The following is a 17,761-nucleotide window of genomic DNA, read 5'->3' on the forward strand; positions in this document are numbered from 1 at the left end:
TATGCCTGTTGTTATTAAAGCAGAAAAACTCTCCAAAGCCTACCAATTAGGAGAGATTGGAACGGGAACCATTTCGCGCGATCTCGAACGCTATTGGGCAAAGCTCCGCGGCAAGGAAGATCCGTTTTTAAAGATCGGGGAAATCAACGATCGCGCTAAAAAAGGAGAAAGTGATGTTATATGGAGCCTTAAGGACATTGATTTTGACATCAACCAGGGGGATGCGGTTGGCATAATCGGTAAAAATGGTGCGGGCAAAAGCACATTGCTTAAGATCTTAAGCCGTGTTACCGCGCCAACCACAGGTTCCGTTAAGGTGAAAGGCCGCATTGCCAGCTTACTGGAAGTTGGAACCGGATTTCATCCGGAACTAAGCGGCAAGGAAAACATTTACCTGAACGGCGCCATACTTGGAATGCGCAAGGCCGAAATAAAACGAAAGTTTGATGAAATCGTAGATTTCTCGGGGGTGGAACGCTACATCGACACACCGGTAAAGCGTTACTCATCAGGGATGTACGTACGGCTTGCCTTTGCCGTGGCTGCGCATCTGGAGTCAGAAATTCTTATCGTTGACGAGGTTTTAGCTGTTGGCGACGCCGAATTCCAAAAAAAATGTCTTGGAAAAATGGGCGATATCAGCAAAGGCGAAGGCCGGACTGTATTGTTTGTAAGCCATAATATGGGGGCCATAATATCTCTTTGTAATCAGGGAATTTATTTAAAAAACGGCCAGATTACCGGTAACGGCAGCATTGAAGAGGTCATGAAAATCTATTCGGACGACAGGGACGGAGGATATTCAAAAGCCGTCAAGATTCTGAATGACGGTAAAAAAGCCTGGCTATCCGGCTTTAAGGTTACAGATGAAGATGGCACCGAGCATATTCAAATGGAGGGTAAAAAAACCGTACAGCTGGAAATAGACTCAACCAAGCAACTTGAAAACGTTTCTGTCGGGATAGGCATAAACGATGTGAACGATGTAAGGATAACCACGCTCTTTAGTAAATTTTTTGATAAAAAATACACGTTACAGCAGGGTACCAATCACATAAGTTGCAAAATAAATCACCTCAATTTAAAGCCCGGAACTTACAAAATCGCAATCTATATTGGCAATGATCAGGAAACCCTCGACTATTACGACAATGGTTTGCAATTTGAGATATTCCACTCCGTAAAACAGACACACTTATTACCGGATTCGAGCCAGGGCAGCATATTCACCGAACAAATCTGGATGTAAAGATGACTGAAACCGAACGTTTAACCGAAGAAGTTTTCTGCTTAAATTTTGAATTGAACACGCTGGCCAATCAACTGCTCAGGCAGTCGTCAGAACGCTGGGTGCCCGGATTTTTATATGAGAAAACTGAGTATTCACATATTGAAAGATATAAGCTTGCCTGTAATTATACAGCCGGTAAACGGGTAATTGATATTGCATGCGGCGTGGGTAAGGGTAGTAACCTGATAGCTCTTCAAGGTGCAGCCAACAGCGTATACGGGGCCGACATTCAGCCGGATGCTATCAGGTATGCGCAATGGCGCAATGGCCGGGAAAATATTACCTTTCAGGTTAACGACGCCCAACAGTTAGGCATTGAGAACGCCTTTGACATCGCCGTAAGTTTTGAAACGATTGAACATTTACCCGACTATAGGAAATTTTTGACCAGTATAAAAACTGCACTGGCACCAAAAGGACTGTTTTTGGTTTCTACGCCAATTGCATCTATCCCGATAGATAATACTCCGGCAAATCCATATCATGTACAGGAATGGGGCTTTAGGGAATTTCACCGAGTAATTGATGAATTTTTCGATGTAGAAAAGGTGTATGTGCAGCTTTACCCTGAGATCCCTCTTCCGCAGCCTGTGGTACGGATTGGTTTAACGAAGCGGGTAATGAATAAAATTAAAAATAAACTACTCCCCCCGCCCCCTAAAGCAGATACACCGGATCCGGTCATCAAGCCTGATAACGATTTTTCAAAGATTGAAGAATATACCGGTCAATACAATACTGAGGAACTTGGTAAATCAAGATTAGGTTATCAAATTATTGTAGCCCGGGTAAAATGAGCGATTTAGCTATCATCATACCTGCTTATAAAAAGATATACTTTGATCAAACGCTGGCATCACTTGCCGCTCAGAGCAACAAAAATTTCACAGTCTATATCGGAGATGATTGCAGCCCGGAAGACTTGAGTACCATAGTAGAACGGTATCGGGAAGATCTAAACATCATATATACCCGTTTTGAAAACAATATCGGAGCTAAAGACCTGGTTTTACAATGGGAAAGATGCCTTGCCTTGAGTAAAACTGAAAAATGGATCTGTCTATTTTCAGATGATGACCTGATGGATAGCAATTGCGTCGAAGAGTTTTATAGTACCGTCGACGTTGCAACAAATGATTTTGATATTTTCAGGTTTAACACCGTGGTGATCAATCAGCATGGCGAAATTACGAACCAAGGCATAACTGGCCCGCAAACGGAGAGTTCGGCACAGATGGCTTACAACCTTTTACATGGCAGACGCGGAAACTCCATGCCGGATCATATCTTTTCAAGGAGAATTTACGAGGAATGCGGTGGTTTTGTGTTTACCCGTTATGCTCAAGGTGCTGATTGGGCGCTGTCTATATTATTTTCCAGGAAAAAAGGAATGTTTGTGATCCCAAACGCCAAAGTATACTGGCGTTATAGCGGTTTAAATATCTCGTCTAACGCCGCCAGGAACAAAAACGATATGATTGGCGGCCATCTGGATTTCATCAGTTGGGCTCTTATCCATTTCGAATACCTGAAAACTACAGCCCTGGATATTACTTACCAAATGATTGTTGAGGCCTTACGGTTTAACCTTAAAATGGTGATGCTGTATCATTATAACGGGTTCAATTATAAACAGGCTCCTACCCTGCTTAGCTTTTATCATGATAAATTGCAATTATCTTATCGCGAGTCCATCCGACAAATGATGGAAATCAATGGATTATCATTACCTAATGTCCACACCGCGAAGCGGGTATTGGTGAAGCTGAGAGATAAAATGTTCAAACGGTCATGATTGGCATCAATTTATGATCGTTGTTAAATTACAGGGAGGGCTCGGAAATCAGATGTTTCAATACGCCGCGGGCAGAGGCCTTTCACAGGGTTCCCCGGTGTATATTAACCATCGGTTCCTGGAAGAAAATCAAACAGACTCACCACTCTTTACGGCGAGGAAGTATGAATTGCAGCTCTTTAGAAATATAAAGGCTGTTAAAGCCACAGCTAAACAATTAAAAATCTTTAATAACAATAGCTTTTATTACCGGTTGTACAGGCTTTTTTTTAAAACTGTAATAAGCCGGCAGATAGAAAACGAATATATTGACTTTGAAAAAACTTATGGCAAGCCCGTCAATATATACCTTGACGGCTATTTTCAGTCGGAGAAATATTTCAAACACCTGCGCAATCAATTGTTAGCAGATTTTGAGTTTCCGGCACTCGATACCGACAATGACAACATCAGGAAAAAGATTGAAGCTTCAGCCAACCCGGTGAGCATCCATGTGCGCAGAGGTGATTATTTAAAATCGCCAGAGATATATAAGGTTCATGGTGTACTTGAAGTACAATATTACCAACAGTCGTTGAGCCTTTTAAAGGCGAAATACAATGATCTAACCCTGTTTGTATTTTCTGACGATATGGACTGGGCAAAGGAAAATTTAAACTTAAACTGCCAAACCAATTATATAACCGGTAATCATTCCGAAAACAGCTGGAAGGATATGGCTTTGATGAGTTATTGTAAACATCATATCATCGCAAACAGCAGTTTCAGCTGGTGGGGCGCATGGCTATCAAAAAGCAACGGCGAAGTTTTTGCACCGGCCAATTGGTTTAACGCCAACAATGTGAAGTTCAATATTCATAATTTTATTCCGTCAAACTGGCACATCATAAGCAATGAATGATCAGCTTGTTTCCGTAATTATGCCTGCTTACAATGCCGAAAAATATATTGCGGCAAGCATTGAAAGTGTAATTCAACAAACTTATACCAATTGGGAACTGCTAATTGTTGACGACGGTTCGACAGACCAGACAGCGGCGATTATAAAACGCTACATATCTGCAGATAAGCGCGTTAAGTATTTTTTCCAGGAAAACGGCAGGCAGGGTAAAGCCAAAAATCTTGCTATTGCAAATAGTTCCGGCGTTTTTCTTGCTTTTCTGGATGCAGATGATCTTTGGCTTAAAGAAAAGCTGGAGGTTAGTATACATGAAATCAATACAAGGGATTATTCCTTGGTTTTCACAGATTGTTACATTTTTGAAGGGGAGTTGCCCGAGGATTTCTCTACTTTAAAAACAATGGGCGTTCAGTCTGCAGTATACGAAGGGCGCCCGGCCTTACTAACGTTTTTAAATTACAACCAAATTCCTAACCTAACGGTGCTGGCAAAAAAAGAGCTATTTCTGAACACCGGCGGCTTTATTGATAAAGTGGTTGCCGAAGATTACGAAATGTGGCTGCGGCTGTTGAAAAATGGTGCTGTGTTTAAAGCACTTCCGCTTCAACTATCCCTTTACAGGGTGCATAGTGAGTCAATAACAGCGAGGGACAGGCATGCAACTCTTGAGCTTATTGAAATCATCAAAACTTTTGGCAAAGAAAACCCGGACTACTGGCAGGATGTGCAAACGATCATCAGAGAAAAGCTGAAACACTGGCTTTATTACGGCCATCAACGTACTGCCAAAAATTTCAGGGCACTGATAAAAGGCGTTTTTAACCTGCCTTTAACCTTTCTATTTTATACACTAAGCCGGTTGATGCCGGTTGATCAGCTAAGAAAAATAGTTATCAGGAGTTACTAATACCGTGCTGTGCCAGTAAAACACATCATCGTCACCAAGTTATTTGAATTCAGCGGAAGCAACACTCACCTGAAAGCACTTATTAGTTTTTTTGGCCCGCAGAACGTGCTGTTGATTTTAGAGGATGAAGGCCAAGTAAAATTTCTGGAAAAAGTAGATGAGAGCGGCCTTGTGCGTTACAAGATCAAAACAAATCTTTGCGGTTATGCCCATTTACAATACCGTTGGACCACCAACCTCAAAGAAGCGTTTCGACTTTTGAAATCAGTATTTTATATTCAATTACTGAGCTTTAGACACGGTTTAGCTGATATTACCGTGTGCGCGGTGGAACCGGAGAAACATTTATACTTTTTTTGGGCCCCATTCTGCAAGGTATATTATATACTGCACACCACACCAAACAAAAGATATACATCTTTCACCTCATATACCTGCAACCGAAAACTTGGTAAAAGAAAAAAAATCATTACCGTTTCCCAGTCCAATAAATCATTGATCAGCAAAAACTGGGAAATAACCGAAAAGAAGCAGACATGCGTAAACGTTGTTTATAATTGCGTTACAGAACCCGTAGATGGCGTACAACTCAATACAGAGCGGTACAACGCACATCCCGTATGTGTGATTACAATGGGCCATGTCATAGGGTACAAAAATCCGGAAACCTGGTTAAAAGTAGCTAAGGTTGTTACCGGCGCACGTCCAAAGGTTATTTTTATCTGGCTCGGGAATGGCCCTTTATTAAATCAGTACCAATCGGAAATATCCAACCAAAAGCAGATCTTTTTTAAAGGAGCCGTAACCAATACCGATGATTATTTGAAAACGGCACATATCTATTACCAACCCAGTTTTTATGAAACCCATGGCATTGCTGTGGTGGAGGCCATGTCTCAATCATTACCATGTGTGGTATCAAATGTGGGCGGTCTTCCTGAATCTGTCCGGGAGGATTATAACGGCTACCTTGTTGAGCCGGCCGCTATCTCCCAACATGCTGAAGCGATCCTTAAATTGGTGGACAACGAACACTTACGTCATTCCTTAGGCGAAAACGCCTTCACAAGGTTTAAAGAAAACTTCAGCTTTGAGCAATTTAAAACACAGCTTAATTCCATTTACAGTTGAATAATCCCAGGGGAATCTCGGTGGTGATATGTTGCTACAACTGCGCATTACGCTTACCTGAAACTATCAGGCATCTGGCACAACAAGAGGTACCGGCTCATTTACCCTGGGAAATATGGATCGTTAATAACGCATCTTCTGATAATACGGTACAGGTTGCCATAAATGAGTGGCAAAAATATTCCTCTACAGGTATTGAATTTAATATAGTGGATGAGCCGACACCCGGGGTATTAAACGCCCGGATAAAAGGGATCAATTGCGCGCGTTATGAGTACCTGTTATTTTGCGATGATGACAACTGGCTAAACCCCTCCTATGTGGCTACCGCATTTGAAATCATGGATGCCAACCCCGAAATTGGGGCGTTAGGGGGCTGCGGCGAAATTGTGGCTGAAGAGCCGATAGCTATAGATGAAACCTTACTCAGCCGGCTGAACGCCAATGGCCCGCAACATTGGGCAGCAACAGATCATTGGCTTTACAGCGCCGGGATGACGATCAGGAAAAGCATTTTTATGGAATTGGCAAAACATGGTTGGTCGCTAATTACCACCGGGCGAACAGGTACCAATTTCCTTTCGGGTGAAGACGCCGAAATTTGTTTTATGTTTTATTTACGCGGTTATCAGATTGCAGCCAATAACCGGTTAACATTCAAACATTTAATTCCGGTAAAAAGGCAGAGCATTAAAACCATTATTGATATGGCATTCTGGCTTAGTTACTCCTATTACTTCCTGTACGGTTATATCGCTTTGATTAACAAAGAACCTGTGTCTTTGAACGATTTAAGTACCAGGCTATTAAAAAGTCATAGCTTATCCTTATTAAGGAGCCTGCAAGCAGTAATGATGCAAGTGCTGAAAAAAGGAAAACGACCCACACTTGAACAAAGGTGCACCGTATTGAGACACTATGGCATGGTATCCTCCATTATAAAAAACCGGAAGCAGGTGATCAATCACCAGCAACATATTCAGCAGGTTCTGAACTCGGTCAAGCAAGGGGCAAATGCGTAATACAGCTGTTCCTGTATTGTTTCTGATTTTCAATCGTCCGGAAAATACCCAGCGCCTATTTGACAGCATCAGGGTGCATCAACCTGAATACCTGTTTATAGCAGCGGATGGTCCGAGGCCAGACGTACTAACAGATGAGGCATTATGCGCCTTAACAAGAAATATAGTCACCAAAATAGATTGGAAATGTGAGCTCAAAACACTATTCAGGCCGCAAAATTTAGGTTGTAAGAATGCTGTAAGCGACGCGATAAATTGGTTTTTTGACCATGTGGAGGAAGGCATTATCCTTGAAGATGACTGCTTACCGGATAATACCTTTTTTTCATTTTGTTCGGAATTGCTGGAACGGTTCCGGAACAACGGGCAGGTTATGTCCATCTCCGGTTCTAATTTATTAGGTAAATCGGGCGATGAGCACTCTCCGTCTTATTTCAGGGCTCATGGTGGGATCTGGGGATGGGCTACATGGAAAAGGGCCTGGAAACGCTACGACATCGGCATGAAAGCCTGGCCTGAGAAAGCAACTCAAACGCAGATCAGGCAGGCGATAGGAAGCCAGGAATGGTTTAATACCTACTACACTATGTTTGAGAGCGCACACAATAACACATTGGATACCTGGGATATTCAGTGGTTTTACAGCATCCTTATCAATGATGGAATAGCTATTAACCCTTCGGTTAACCTTGTAAAAAACATCGGATTTGAGAGCGGTACGCATATGAATTCGGTAGATAACCCGATAGCTGTATTGCCTGCGTTTTCCATGTCATTCCCCCTAAAACACCCTGAAGAACTTCCGTTGGATGAGGCTTATCTGGAAAATTTATATTTAGCTTTAAATCCGCCTACTAAACGCGGGCGTTCATTGATCAGGCGGCTAATTAACCTGTGGCGTAACAAACGATGAAAAAACTGATAAAGAAACTGATCACCGGCTTTTTAAAAAAGATCAATATCCATCATATCCTTAATACCCTGTACCAGGAGCAAAACAACAGGCATATTGAGACGAATGTGATTAATTCAGGAGCAATCTTTTATCCGGAAGCCACGGTTTCTAACGCGCAGGACCGGTCAAAAATAACAGTTGGCCAGGGCACCCATATCAGGGGGATGCTACACGTGTTTAAATATGGCGGACAGATCACTATTGGCGAAAACTGCTATATAGGTGATCATTCCAGGATATGGTCGGGCGACAGCGTTATCATTGGTGATTACGTACAGATATCACATAACGTAAATGTTATGGATACTAATGCCCACGAACTTGACGCCATAGAAAGAGCGGAAAGATATGTTGACCTGGTTAACAACGGCTCATGGGCAGAAAAAGGCAATGTGCTCACTGCCCCCGTAATCATTGAGGATTACGCCTGGATAAGTTTTAATGCCACCATTTTAAAAGGTGTAACTATTGGCAAAGGAGCCATTGTTGGGGCTAATGCCGTTGTGACCAAAGATGTGCCCCCATTCACTTTGGTGACCGGTAATCCGGCTACGGTAAAAAAGCACCTTACCGAAGAATGATTATGCTACCTATTGGTTCAAAAGGATTTGATGGCAAAAAAGCTACCACAAATGACTAAAAGAAAAAGGATAGGTCTCAGCTATTCTTACAATGAAAATTGGATTGGCGGAACTTATTATATTGAGAACCTTATTAATGCGTTAAATACACTCGATGAAGTGCTTAAACCGCACCTGGTTTTAATCATCAATAAGCGTAGCGATTATAAAGCCGCTAAAAATAACCTGTCCTATCCATACATGAGTTTTAGGTTAGGCACCGGAGAAACAAACTTCGCAGCTCGTTTCGCTAATAAAATAACCAATCGCCTGCTCAGAAAAACATTCTTCAATCAAACCATAAAAAAACTGGAAGCAGTATTTCCATACTACAAAAGCAAACCGCAGTCCCTTGCCACGAATAAAATTTACTGGATAGCTGATTTTCAGGAACATTTTTCTCCTGAATTTTTCAGTGCAGAGGCTATTGAAGGCAGAAAAAGAAACCAAATGGAGATCCAGGGTTCGTCAGAGCATCTTATCTTGAGCAGTCAAAACGCGGCAGGACATTTTAAATCGTTATACCCAGAACATAGCGTCAATGTGCACGTGCTCCCGTTTGCGGTCACACATCCGGCTTATCGAAATTTAACTATCGGCCCCCTGCTCAAAAAGTTTGATTTACCTGATGTTTATTTTCTTTGCCCTAACCAGTTTTGGAAGCATAAAAACCAGCTTACGGTTATCCAGGCGGTACACAGGCTTAAAAATGATGGCACCAACATTACGGTTGCTTTTACCGGCAACACCGCCGACCTTAGGAACCCTGAATATTTTATAGAACTTAATATTTATGTTCAGCAAAATAATCTTACTGACAATATCAGGTTTCTTGGTTTTATCAAAAGAGAGGAACAATTACAGCTAATGAATAATGCTGTTGCTATTGTTCAGCCATCCCTTTTTGAGGGCTGGAGCACCGTAGTTGAAGACGCTAAATCAATGAATAAGGCATTAATTGTTTCCGATATAGAAGTTCACCAGGAGCAACTTGTTGATAGCAGCGCCAGGTTCTTCGCTCCTTTGAATGTAAAGGACTTAGCGGCAAAATTGGAGCTTGCCATTAGTGCACATCCGCTCCCTTCGCTTTATGCCAATCCTGATTATCAACGCAATATTAAAAATTTCGGCAATGGGTTTCTGCGCATAGCGCTACAGGAAACGGCATAACCATTTATTAAGCAAGCAGGATGAATTTACCTGATCTGAAAAAATACCGGGAAGATTTTATAGCAGCTGGCGTGAACCTACCCTTACAGGTAATACCGTCGGGTGGCCTGCTTAAAGTTTTGCCCGCTCCCGATAATCAATATACCGGCTGGCCCTGGACAGAGGAAACAGATCCGAAGGTATACCGCACCAACAATAACTGGCCTAAGCTGACGATAGTTACACCATCCTATAACCAGGGCAGGTTCATTGAACAAACCATTCGCTCCATCCTGCTGCAAAACTATCCTAACCTGGAATATATCGTAATAGATGGCGGGAGTAACGATGAGACCGTCTCTATTCTTGAAAAATACGCACCATGGATCAGCTACTACCGCAGTGCAAAAGATAACGGGCAGGGACAAGCTATTAACCTGGGCTTTAGCCTGGCATCAGGTGATTACTATGCATGGATCAATAGTGACGATTACTATCTGAAAGATGTTTTTCATGAAGTTATCCAACTATTTACACAGTCGAAAACCAAATTCGTTTATGGTTATGGTTTGAATTATCGCGAAACCACACAACAGTTCGACGTAAGCAAAGTACTGCCATCACTGGACTTCTTTTTGAAAATACCCAATTTTGTACAGCCATCATCGTTTTGGAGCGCGACTATTCATCAGCCTATCTGGGAAAAATTGCATTGCGCGCTTGACTTTGAGCTTTGGCTTCGCCTGGTTAAAGGTCAGAAAAGGAAACTGATCAAAAAGCCCCTATCGGTAGCTAATATTCATGATACCGCGAAAACATCAGATGCAAAAATGAAAATGAAATGGGATGAAGATGAAAAACTGATGTGGTCAAATGAAGGACACGGCGCAGTTCCTCATTGGGGCAAAGTTAATTTCATTAATCGTATAAGAATTAAAATTTACAGATCATTAGGTCTGATATAAAAGGCAGCAGATGAAAATCGCGTACATATCTTATGAATATCCTCCTGACACCGCCGTTGGCGGTATAGCTACATACGTTCATCAGGTTTCGCGGATGATGCTTGCACGTGGACATACTGTTGAGGTCTTTTGTGCTTCAACGCACCGTACTATTTCAGAAGTAGTGGATGGTATCAAAGTAAACCGCGTTTTATGTACAGACAGGGAAATTTTCCATACCATAATTCTGCCTTTTTTTGAAACGGCTAACGAAGCTGGAAAATTCGACCTGATGGAGTCGCCGGAATTTTCCGGAGATGGCCTGTCTATTAAACGAAATTTCATGCATATCCCGCTCGTAGTACGGCTGCACATACCCTGGTTCCTGGTTGATATCATTAATAATCACTATTTAACGTATTTACAGAAATGCAGGTTCATGCTCAGCGGCATTATTCGCGGAAAACTATACAGACGTTTCTGGAAACCGCGCAATACGAAAACAGATCCTGATTACCTCACCACGATGCTGGCAGACCAAATACATACGCCTTCCATCAGCCTCGGTGATATTGTTGCCCGCAAGTGGCGTATAGACAGGAACCGGATCTTGAACATTCCCAATCTGTTTGCTCCCGGAAAAGAACTTCTTAGTATCCCATCAAGCACCAACACGAACACGATAACCTATATAGGCCGCCTGGAAGTTAGAAAAGGGCTTGTAAAGCTGGCAGCTGCCCTGTCAATCGTTTTAAAAGCCAAACCATTTATCAAGGTCAAATTCGTAGGTGGGATACAAAAATCGCCTGTTAAAGGCCTTGATATGAAAGAGTATCTGCTTGAGAAACTGAAAGATTACCGCGACAACCTGGAATTTACCCTGGTACCGGCCCACCAAATTGCAGAAGTTTACGCCAATACCGACATTTGCGTTTTTCCGAGTATCTGGGAAAATTTCCCATACAGCTGCCTTGAGGCTATGAGCGCCGCGCGTGGCATTGTAGCCAGCCGTGAGGGTGGCATGAAAGATATGCTTGAAGATTGCGACGGAGGCCTGCTTATTGATCCTTCAAACCACACCGAGATAGCGAAGGAACTTATCCGCTTAATTGACAATCCGGATCTGCGGGTAAAGCTGGGAGAAAACGCAAGGAAAAAAGTAGCTACAGCATATAGTAACGAGAAAATCGGAGCGCTTTTAGAAGAGAATTATAGCAAGCTTATTTAAAATAACAGCCCATTTTACAAGTCATGTACCTCTCCGTCGTTATACCGACTTATAACCCGAACCGCGAACGGCTTCTGGCAACAATTGAAGGGCTCAAAAAACAAAACGCAGCGCCCGAAGCCTGGGAGCTCATCTTAGTAGATAATAACTCAAACAATAAAGTTATTGATGAGATTTCATTACAGTGGAAAGCTACAGCCAGGGTGGTTATCGAAAAAAACCAGGGGCTAACTTATGCCCGTTTAAGAGGTGTGGATGAAGCTAAGGGTGATATTGTAATTTTTGTAGATGATGATAATATTTTGGGCGAAAGCTATGTTCAAAATACGATTACTATTTTTACTGATCACCCAAACATAGGTGCTATAGGCGGAAAATCACTTCCTGAATTGCCATATGAAGAACCGGAATGGCTACCTACTTTCTATTTCAGTTTAGCGCTGCGCGATTTCGGCGACGAGGCAATCATCCAGCAATGGGAAAACAAATTCCCCGAATATGGCCCCATAGGTGCCGGTATGGCAGTGCGTAAGGCTGCATTACAATCTTACCGCGCTAAGATCAATTCAGGAAAATCGATCATTACAGACCGGAAAGGAAACTCCTTAAGTTCGGGTGGAGATAATGACATATTGCTTGAAATTGTAAAGTCGGGATGGGATAGCGGGTATTTCCCACAACTTTCCCTCCGTCATATCATCCCGGCAGAAAGGTTAGAAATAAACTACCTGGGCCGGCTTTGTAAAGATCTGAGCAAATCATGGATTTATGTATTAGAAAGTCATGGCATCAGCCCCTGGAAAAAAATACCGGGATGGACAGTGCCTTTAAGGAAACTGAAAAGTTTTGTTGTTTATAAAGCCTGGAAAAACAGCTATAATTACCTCAAATGGAAAGGGGCTTGTGGAACCTTTGAAGGTTTGGCAGGCTAAGCATCTAACAGCAAAAAACTATCAAGTTGCTCCAAAAAATTATAAATATCCTGTACCGTTACCCCAAAGCCAGGCTGAAGACCTTTAAAAGGTTCGGGGGATACACGAGTTACAAGAAGATGATCCGCCTGAGCCATTTGATGGCATCAAAATCAGCGGAACTCCCCCCGGTGAAATCTTTTGAAGATGGCTTGCCAGTCTATTTCCTGACAGGCAAAAAATATCTTTATCAAACCTTGTTTTGCATCCAATCGCTCAACCGGGTAACCAATGCGCCGCTCAGGTTTATATTGGTTGATGATGGCAGTTTTGATGAAGACCTGCTGGCTCAAATCCGTAAACAGCTTCCGGGTGCAGGTATTGTAACCCGGCAGATGATAGATGAAAATCTCAACAGCATATTACCGGAACAGCGGTACCCGCATTTAAACCATAAAAGGAAGGTTTATCCGCACATCAAAAAATTAACGGATATACATACCATCGCCCCTTCAGGCTGGAAAGTAGTTTTAGATTCTGACATGTTATTTTGGAATGAACCAACGGAATTGTTGAATTGGCTGCAAAACCCGGCATCTCCTATTTACATGCTGGACTGCCAGGAATCGTACGGGTACTCAAGGCACCTGATGGAAGAACTTTGCGGCAGTAAAATACCTGAATTATTAAACGTAGGCGTTATCGGCATGAACAGTGCCGATGTCAACTGGGATAAAATAGACCGGTGGATAGGCGTCCTGGAAGAAAACGAGGGAGCGTCTTACTACCTGGAACAAGCCTTGACCGCTATGCTACTGGCAGATGTTAAAGCAGAAATACTGCCATCTAATACCTACATCGTTAACCCCGATAGTTCAATGGTTAATAATGCGGCAGGTGTGCTGCATCATTATGTAGACCTGTCTAAAGACGATTATTTTACAACCGCGTGGAAGAAACTGATATGAGTCCCCTGGTTTCTATTATTATACCGGTTTATAATTCGGCGTTATATCTCGCCGAAGCTATCAATTCCTGTGTTAACCAGACCTGGCAAAATATAGAGGTAATTATTATCGACGACGGATCGACAGATGAATCTCTTTCCATCGCTAAAACCTTTGAAAACGAGCGGATCAGGGTTTATCACCAGGAAAATAAAAACGCTGCCGCTGCCAGGAATAGCGGGCTGATGAAAGCCAAGGGAGATTATATTCAGTTCCTCGACGCTGATGACATACTAAGTGCTGATAAAATAGAAAAACAGGTAACCCTGTTAGCCGCGAATCCCGGCATGGTTGCCGTTTGCAGCACCATCCATTTTACAGATGGCCATCAGCCTACCGAATTTGAACCATCTGCATACGAAGAAGCTTTTTTACTAAACCTGCCCCCATTTGATTTCCTCTTTAATCTTTACGGAGGGAAGAATGAAGGTCAAGGATCCATGGTGCAGCCGAATGCCTGGCTATGCCCAAAAAACATTATAGAAAAAGCCGGCAAATGGAATGAAGACCTAACATTGGATGACGACGGTGAGTTTTTTTGCAGGGTAGTACTGGCATCCAAAGGCGTTACAAAATCAGCCGGTTACAATTATTACAGGAAATACCAGGGAAATAAAAACCTTTCGGGCTTAGCGACGCAGAAACACCTTCGCTCACAATACAACGCCTTGAGTCTTAAAATTTTATGGCTAAAAGCTAAAAACCCGTTGCCGGAGTTAACGAACATGCATGCCCGGTGGCTGCATGGCTTACTTTTTAAAGCCTATCCGGCCGCGCCGGAGCTGATGCGGCAAATTAAAAACGATCTTAAAACCTTAAAAGCGTCAATTCGCCCGGAGTATCCGTTTGGTACAACAAGCGGCAAATTATTATCTATGGTATTTGGATGGAAATTTGCCAAACGATTACAACTCTTCAAATATCAATTGAGAAAAAAGCCGGAAAACTCTGGCAAGCTATCATGAAACGCATTCACCTTTACTTTCGCAAACCACCGGAAAAAGACCGCTACTTTCCCGGCGACAGATATGTTTTCTTAGCGGCGAGAAAGCTTTTCCGCCCCAAGAAAATAAGCGGGATAGAAAAGGTGTTTATAAATCTTCGCCTCGGATTTGATGAAATCGGTGTGAATTATGTGGTAAACCGGCCGTTTAAAGAAATAGGCCCCGGTGAACCCGTAGTGGTATTAGGGATTGGCGAGCAAGCACTTGAAGGCTATAATAAACCTAATCCTATTATAGCCGGTATCGCATTGGTATCCCATCCCACGCAATGGCCCACCATGTGCCAGGATTTTCCAATAGTTAAATACCTGCAGCATTCCAAATGGGCTAATGACATTTACATTCCTTATTATGGGGCCAACATCTGCGAACTCTGGCCTGCAGGGATAGAAACTCAAAAGTGGCTTCCGGAAAAAGATAAAAAACCGGTTTACGATGTTTTGATCTATAATAAGATTAGATGGGACTATCCGAAGATGGAGGTGGAATTGATTGAAGCCATCAAAAACAAACTAACGGCACTTGGTCTTTCATTCGTTGAAATCTGTTACGGACATTACCAGGAAGCAGATTATCATGGGCTTTTAAAACAATCCAGATCGATGATATTCCTGAGCGAGCATGAAAGTCAGGGATTTGCCTGCTGCGAAGCCTTATCCATGGATATCCCCGTTTACGCCTGGGATCAAACTCATTGGCTTGACCCCGAAAGACACGAATGGGGCACCCCGGATGTGCCCGCATCATCCGTTCCTTTTTTTGATGATACCTGCGGGATGACTTTCAAGAACTACGCGGCTTTTGACGCCGGGTTTCATACCTTTTGGGAAAAGGTTATACAACAACAGTTCAGCCCAAGGGATTACATATTAAAAAACATTACCCTGGAAAAAAGTGCCCGGCGTATGCTGGAAATCATACAGGAAGTATATGATTAACCTGCAACCCAAACACTGTAATCCAGCTCATTCATGAATTTTTCTATCTTATATAAACCAAAAAAACTGATTGAAAGGCTCGCGCTTGAAATAGCGCGTAAACGCCGCATCGGCAGATTAAAAAACACACCGGGGGCGGCATTAAAACTCGGTCATATCGATTCGCTTGAACTGCTTGAAATAATCGGTAAAGACCGCTCGCTAACTGCTAATCCTGTTGTTTATGATATTGGCAGCAACATCGGCACCTGGACCTTACTTGCCAAATCTGTTTTGCCACAGTCTACAGTGCACGCGTTTGAGCCCTTATCTTTTCACATTTCACATTTCAATGAAAATTGTAAGGCGTTGAAAAATGCTTACCTGCATCCGTATTGCGCTGGTAATGAAAACAGAACCGGAACCATCAACATATCCAGTTTTTCTGACTCATCAAGTTTACTATCTGCTACCCCGCTTGAGTTTGAGCATTTTCACATTCAAAAAGAAAAAGAAGAGCAGGTAGAAATCAAACGCCTTGCCGACCTGATTGACGATAAATCCTTACCTCCACCAAATATTATCAAACTTGATGTACAGGGATTTGAATTAGAGGTGCTTAAAGGACTTGGAGATTGGCTAAACTCCGCGAAGTATATTATTTGTGAAGTATCCTTTAAAGAATACTACTATAGCCAGGCACAGTTTCTTGACATTGCCAATTACCTGGCGGGATACCGGTTTCAACTTTTTGCATTCGGCAATAACACCCCTTTGGGCACTGAGCTTAACCAGATTGACGTGCTGTTCAAACGACCCTCATGAGGATCTTACTTTCTTTTATGCAGGATAGCGGGGCAGCACCGCACGCAATCCCGGCCTATCGTTTCTGGACTTACTATATCAAAAATGGCATAGAGGAGTCAGGCATGAAATGGATGGAAATCCCCGGACTGGATTGGGCAGCAGGAATGGTACCTTATGAGAAAGACCCGGCCTTAGAACAGTGGAAGCAACAGGCCTGGACACAAACTATTGATTATATTAAAACCAACCGGCAGCTTTTTGACATTTTTCTTTGTTACCTGTATCCCAAGCAGATTGACATAAACGCCATTAAACAAATAAGGGCAATGGGCGTGCCTTGCGTTAATTTTTACTGCGATAATATCAGGTCCTTTAGCAAGCTACCATCTGAATTTAAAATATTTGATCTGGTTTGGGTGCCGGAATTTGAAGCCTTGAATATGTATCAAACGGCAGGGGTCGCTCATATTAACCTCCCTATGCCTATGTGGGTAGCGCCAGAATATCGGACGCTTCCTGTTAGGGAAACAGGTGCCATTACCTTTATTGGTTCTAAAGACTACCTGCGTGCGCAACTCCTGGCAAATGTGATCGACAAAGGATTACCGGTACAAATAACCGGAACGGGGTGGCACAATGAAAACGAATCGGCGACTGTGTTACCGGCGTCAAATCTATCCGCAAAAATCAATAACCAGCTGCAACTGATACGCCAAACAGGGCTGAAAGCTTTTGCTGCCTATCATGTTAAACGGTTTAATAAACAGGATCAGGTTCTTATAAATGCCGAAAACTTATTTGAGAAGCCTGATTTCGATGAATACATCCGTCTTAGCCGGGAAAGTATGATCACCCTGGGCATAAACCGGGTACCAACCTTTTACGGCTTTGGAAAAAATATGTTGACTTATAGCCGGCTTCGGGACCTGGAAGCTCCTATGTTAGGTGCCTGCTATCTTACAGAATATACCAAAGGGCTCACCTATCTCTACGAATTAGGCACTGACGTTGAAACATATGCTGATGCAGATGAACTGGTATTGAAAAGCCGGGAATTAGCCCGATCTGAAAGTAGGCGAAAACAATTGAGAATCAAGAGCCAGCAGAAAGCACTCGGAGCTCATTCGATCCCGGAATCCCTGCAAAAAATAAAAACCAGGCTATTTAATTAA

17 protein-coding genes and 2 pseudogenes are annotated in these 17,761 nt (G+C 42.7%); all 19 read left to right on the forward strand.

Annotated elements, in window-relative coordinates; translation table 11 throughout:
- The first annotated feature begins 1 nt into the window (after position 1).
- The 19 genes and pseudogenes from DEO27_RS15695 (at position 2) to DEO27_RS15780 (ending at position 17,761) form a co-directional block, all read left to right on the forward strand.
- Positions 2–1,249, forward strand: a complete 1,248-nt coding sequence (locus tag DEO27_RS15695; RefSeq protein WP_112573946.1) for an ABC transporter ATP-binding protein — start codon at positions 2–4, stop codon at positions 1,247–1,249.
- A 2-nt stretch (positions 1,250–1,251) separates the two neighbouring features.
- Positions 1,252–2,088 carry a class I SAM-dependent methyltransferase gene (locus DEO27_RS15700; protein ID WP_112573947.1) on the forward strand — a complete coding sequence of 279 codons (837 nt, stop codon included), beginning with the start codon at positions 1,252–1,254 and terminating at the stop codon, positions 2,086–2,088.
- Positions 2,085–3,086 carry a glycosyltransferase family 2 protein gene (locus DEO27_RS15705; RefSeq protein ID WP_112573948.1) on the forward strand — a complete coding sequence of 334 codons (1,002 nt, stop codon included), beginning with the start codon at positions 2,085–2,087 and terminating at the stop codon, positions 3,084–3,086. The genes DEO27_RS15700 and DEO27_RS15705 overlap by 4 nt, the downstream gene beginning before the upstream one ends.
- 13 nt (positions 3,087–3,099) lie before the next feature.
- A complete protein-coding gene (locus DEO27_RS15710; RefSeq protein ID WP_112573949.1) occupies positions 3,100–3,987 on the forward strand; it encodes an alpha-1,2-fucosyltransferase in 888 nt (295 codons plus the stop codon).
- Positions 3,980–4,894, forward strand: a complete 915-nt coding sequence (locus DEO27_RS15715) for a glycosyltransferase family 2 protein (RefSeq protein ID WP_112573950.1) — start codon at positions 3,980–3,982, stop codon at positions 4,892–4,894. Before DEO27_RS15710 ends, DEO27_RS15715 begins: the two co-directional genes overlap by 8 nt.
- A gap of 9 nt (positions 4,895–4,903) precedes the next feature.
- Positions 4,904–6,025 carry a glycosyltransferase family 4 protein gene (locus DEO27_RS15720; RefSeq protein ID WP_112573951.1) on the forward strand — a complete coding sequence of 374 codons (1,122 nt, stop codon included), beginning with the start codon at positions 4,904–4,906 and terminating at the stop codon, positions 6,023–6,025.
- Entirely contained in the window at positions 6,022–7,047 is a 1,026-nt protein-coding gene (locus tag DEO27_RS15725) for a glycosyltransferase (RefSeq protein ID WP_112573952.1), read from the forward strand. Before DEO27_RS15720 ends, DEO27_RS15725 begins: the two co-directional genes overlap by 4 nt.
- Positions 7,040–7,960: a hypothetical protein gene (locus tag DEO27_RS15730; RefSeq protein ID WP_112573953.1), complete on the forward strand. Its 921-nt coding sequence runs from the start codon at positions 7,040–7,042 to the stop codon at positions 7,958–7,960. The genes DEO27_RS15725 and DEO27_RS15730 overlap by 8 nt, the downstream gene beginning before the upstream one ends.
- 206 nt (positions 7,961–8,166) lie before the next feature.
- Positions 8,167–8,256, forward strand: a pseudogene (locus DEO27_RS32000) (hypothetical protein); the annotation flags it as partial.
- A gap of 186 nt (positions 8,257–8,442) precedes the next feature.
- A pseudogene (locus DEO27_RS32005) lies at positions 8,443–8,550 on the forward strand (acyltransferase); the annotation flags it as partial.
- A gap of 84 nt (positions 8,551–8,634) precedes the next feature.
- Complete coding sequence (locus DEO27_RS15740) at positions 8,635–9,792, forward strand: glycosyltransferase (protein WP_190295107.1); 1,158 nt, start codon at positions 8,635–8,637, stop codon at positions 9,790–9,792.
- A gap of 20 nt (positions 9,793–9,812) precedes the next feature.
- Positions 9,813–10,736 carry a glycosyltransferase family 2 protein gene (locus DEO27_RS15745; protein ID WP_112573956.1) on the forward strand — a complete coding sequence of 308 codons (924 nt, stop codon included), beginning with the start codon at positions 9,813–9,815 and terminating at the stop codon, positions 10,734–10,736.
- A gap of 10 nt (positions 10,737–10,746) precedes the next feature.
- A complete protein-coding gene (locus DEO27_RS15750; RefSeq protein WP_112573957.1) occupies positions 10,747–11,943 on the forward strand; it encodes a glycosyltransferase family 4 protein in 1,197 nt (398 codons plus the stop codon).
- Between the two features lie 23 nt (positions 11,944–11,966).
- Positions 11,967–12,875, forward strand: coding sequence for a glycosyltransferase (locus DEO27_RS15755; RefSeq protein WP_112573958.1), 909 nt, complete (start codon positions 11,967–11,969; stop codon positions 12,873–12,875).
- Positions 12,876–12,901: 26 nt separating this feature from the next.
- The gene (locus tag DEO27_RS15760; protein WP_146750077.1) at positions 12,902–13,822 is read left to right on the forward strand and encodes a glycosyl transferase; all 921 of its coding nucleotides are present in this window, start codon (positions 12,902–12,904) and stop codon (positions 13,820–13,822) included.
- Positions 13,819–14,826, forward strand: coding sequence for a glycosyltransferase family 2 protein (locus DEO27_RS15765; RefSeq protein WP_112573960.1), 1,008 nt, complete (start codon positions 13,819–13,821; stop codon positions 14,824–14,826). Before DEO27_RS15760 ends, DEO27_RS15765 begins: the two co-directional genes overlap by 4 nt.
- Complete coding sequence (locus DEO27_RS15770) at positions 14,823–15,803, forward strand: glycosyltransferase family 1 protein (RefSeq protein WP_223817958.1); 981 nt, start codon at positions 14,823–14,825, stop codon at positions 15,801–15,803. Before DEO27_RS15765 ends, DEO27_RS15770 begins: the two co-directional genes overlap by 4 nt.
- A gap of 33 nt (positions 15,804–15,836) precedes the next feature.
- The gene (locus DEO27_RS15775) at positions 15,837–16,607 is read left to right on the forward strand and encodes an FkbM family methyltransferase (RefSeq protein WP_112573961.1); all 771 of its coding nucleotides are present in this window, start codon (positions 15,837–15,839) and stop codon (positions 16,605–16,607) included.
- Positions 16,604–17,761: a glycosyltransferase gene (locus DEO27_RS15780; protein WP_112573962.1), complete on the forward strand. Its 1,158-nt coding sequence runs from the start codon at positions 16,604–16,606 to the stop codon at positions 17,759–17,761. The genes DEO27_RS15775 and DEO27_RS15780 overlap by 4 nt, the downstream gene beginning before the upstream one ends.

The organism is Mucilaginibacter rubeus, from assembly GCF_003286415.2.
In the GTDB taxonomy this organism is placed as follows: Bacteria; Bacteroidota; Bacteroidia; order Sphingobacteriales; family Sphingobacteriaceae; genus Mucilaginibacter; species Mucilaginibacter rubeus_A.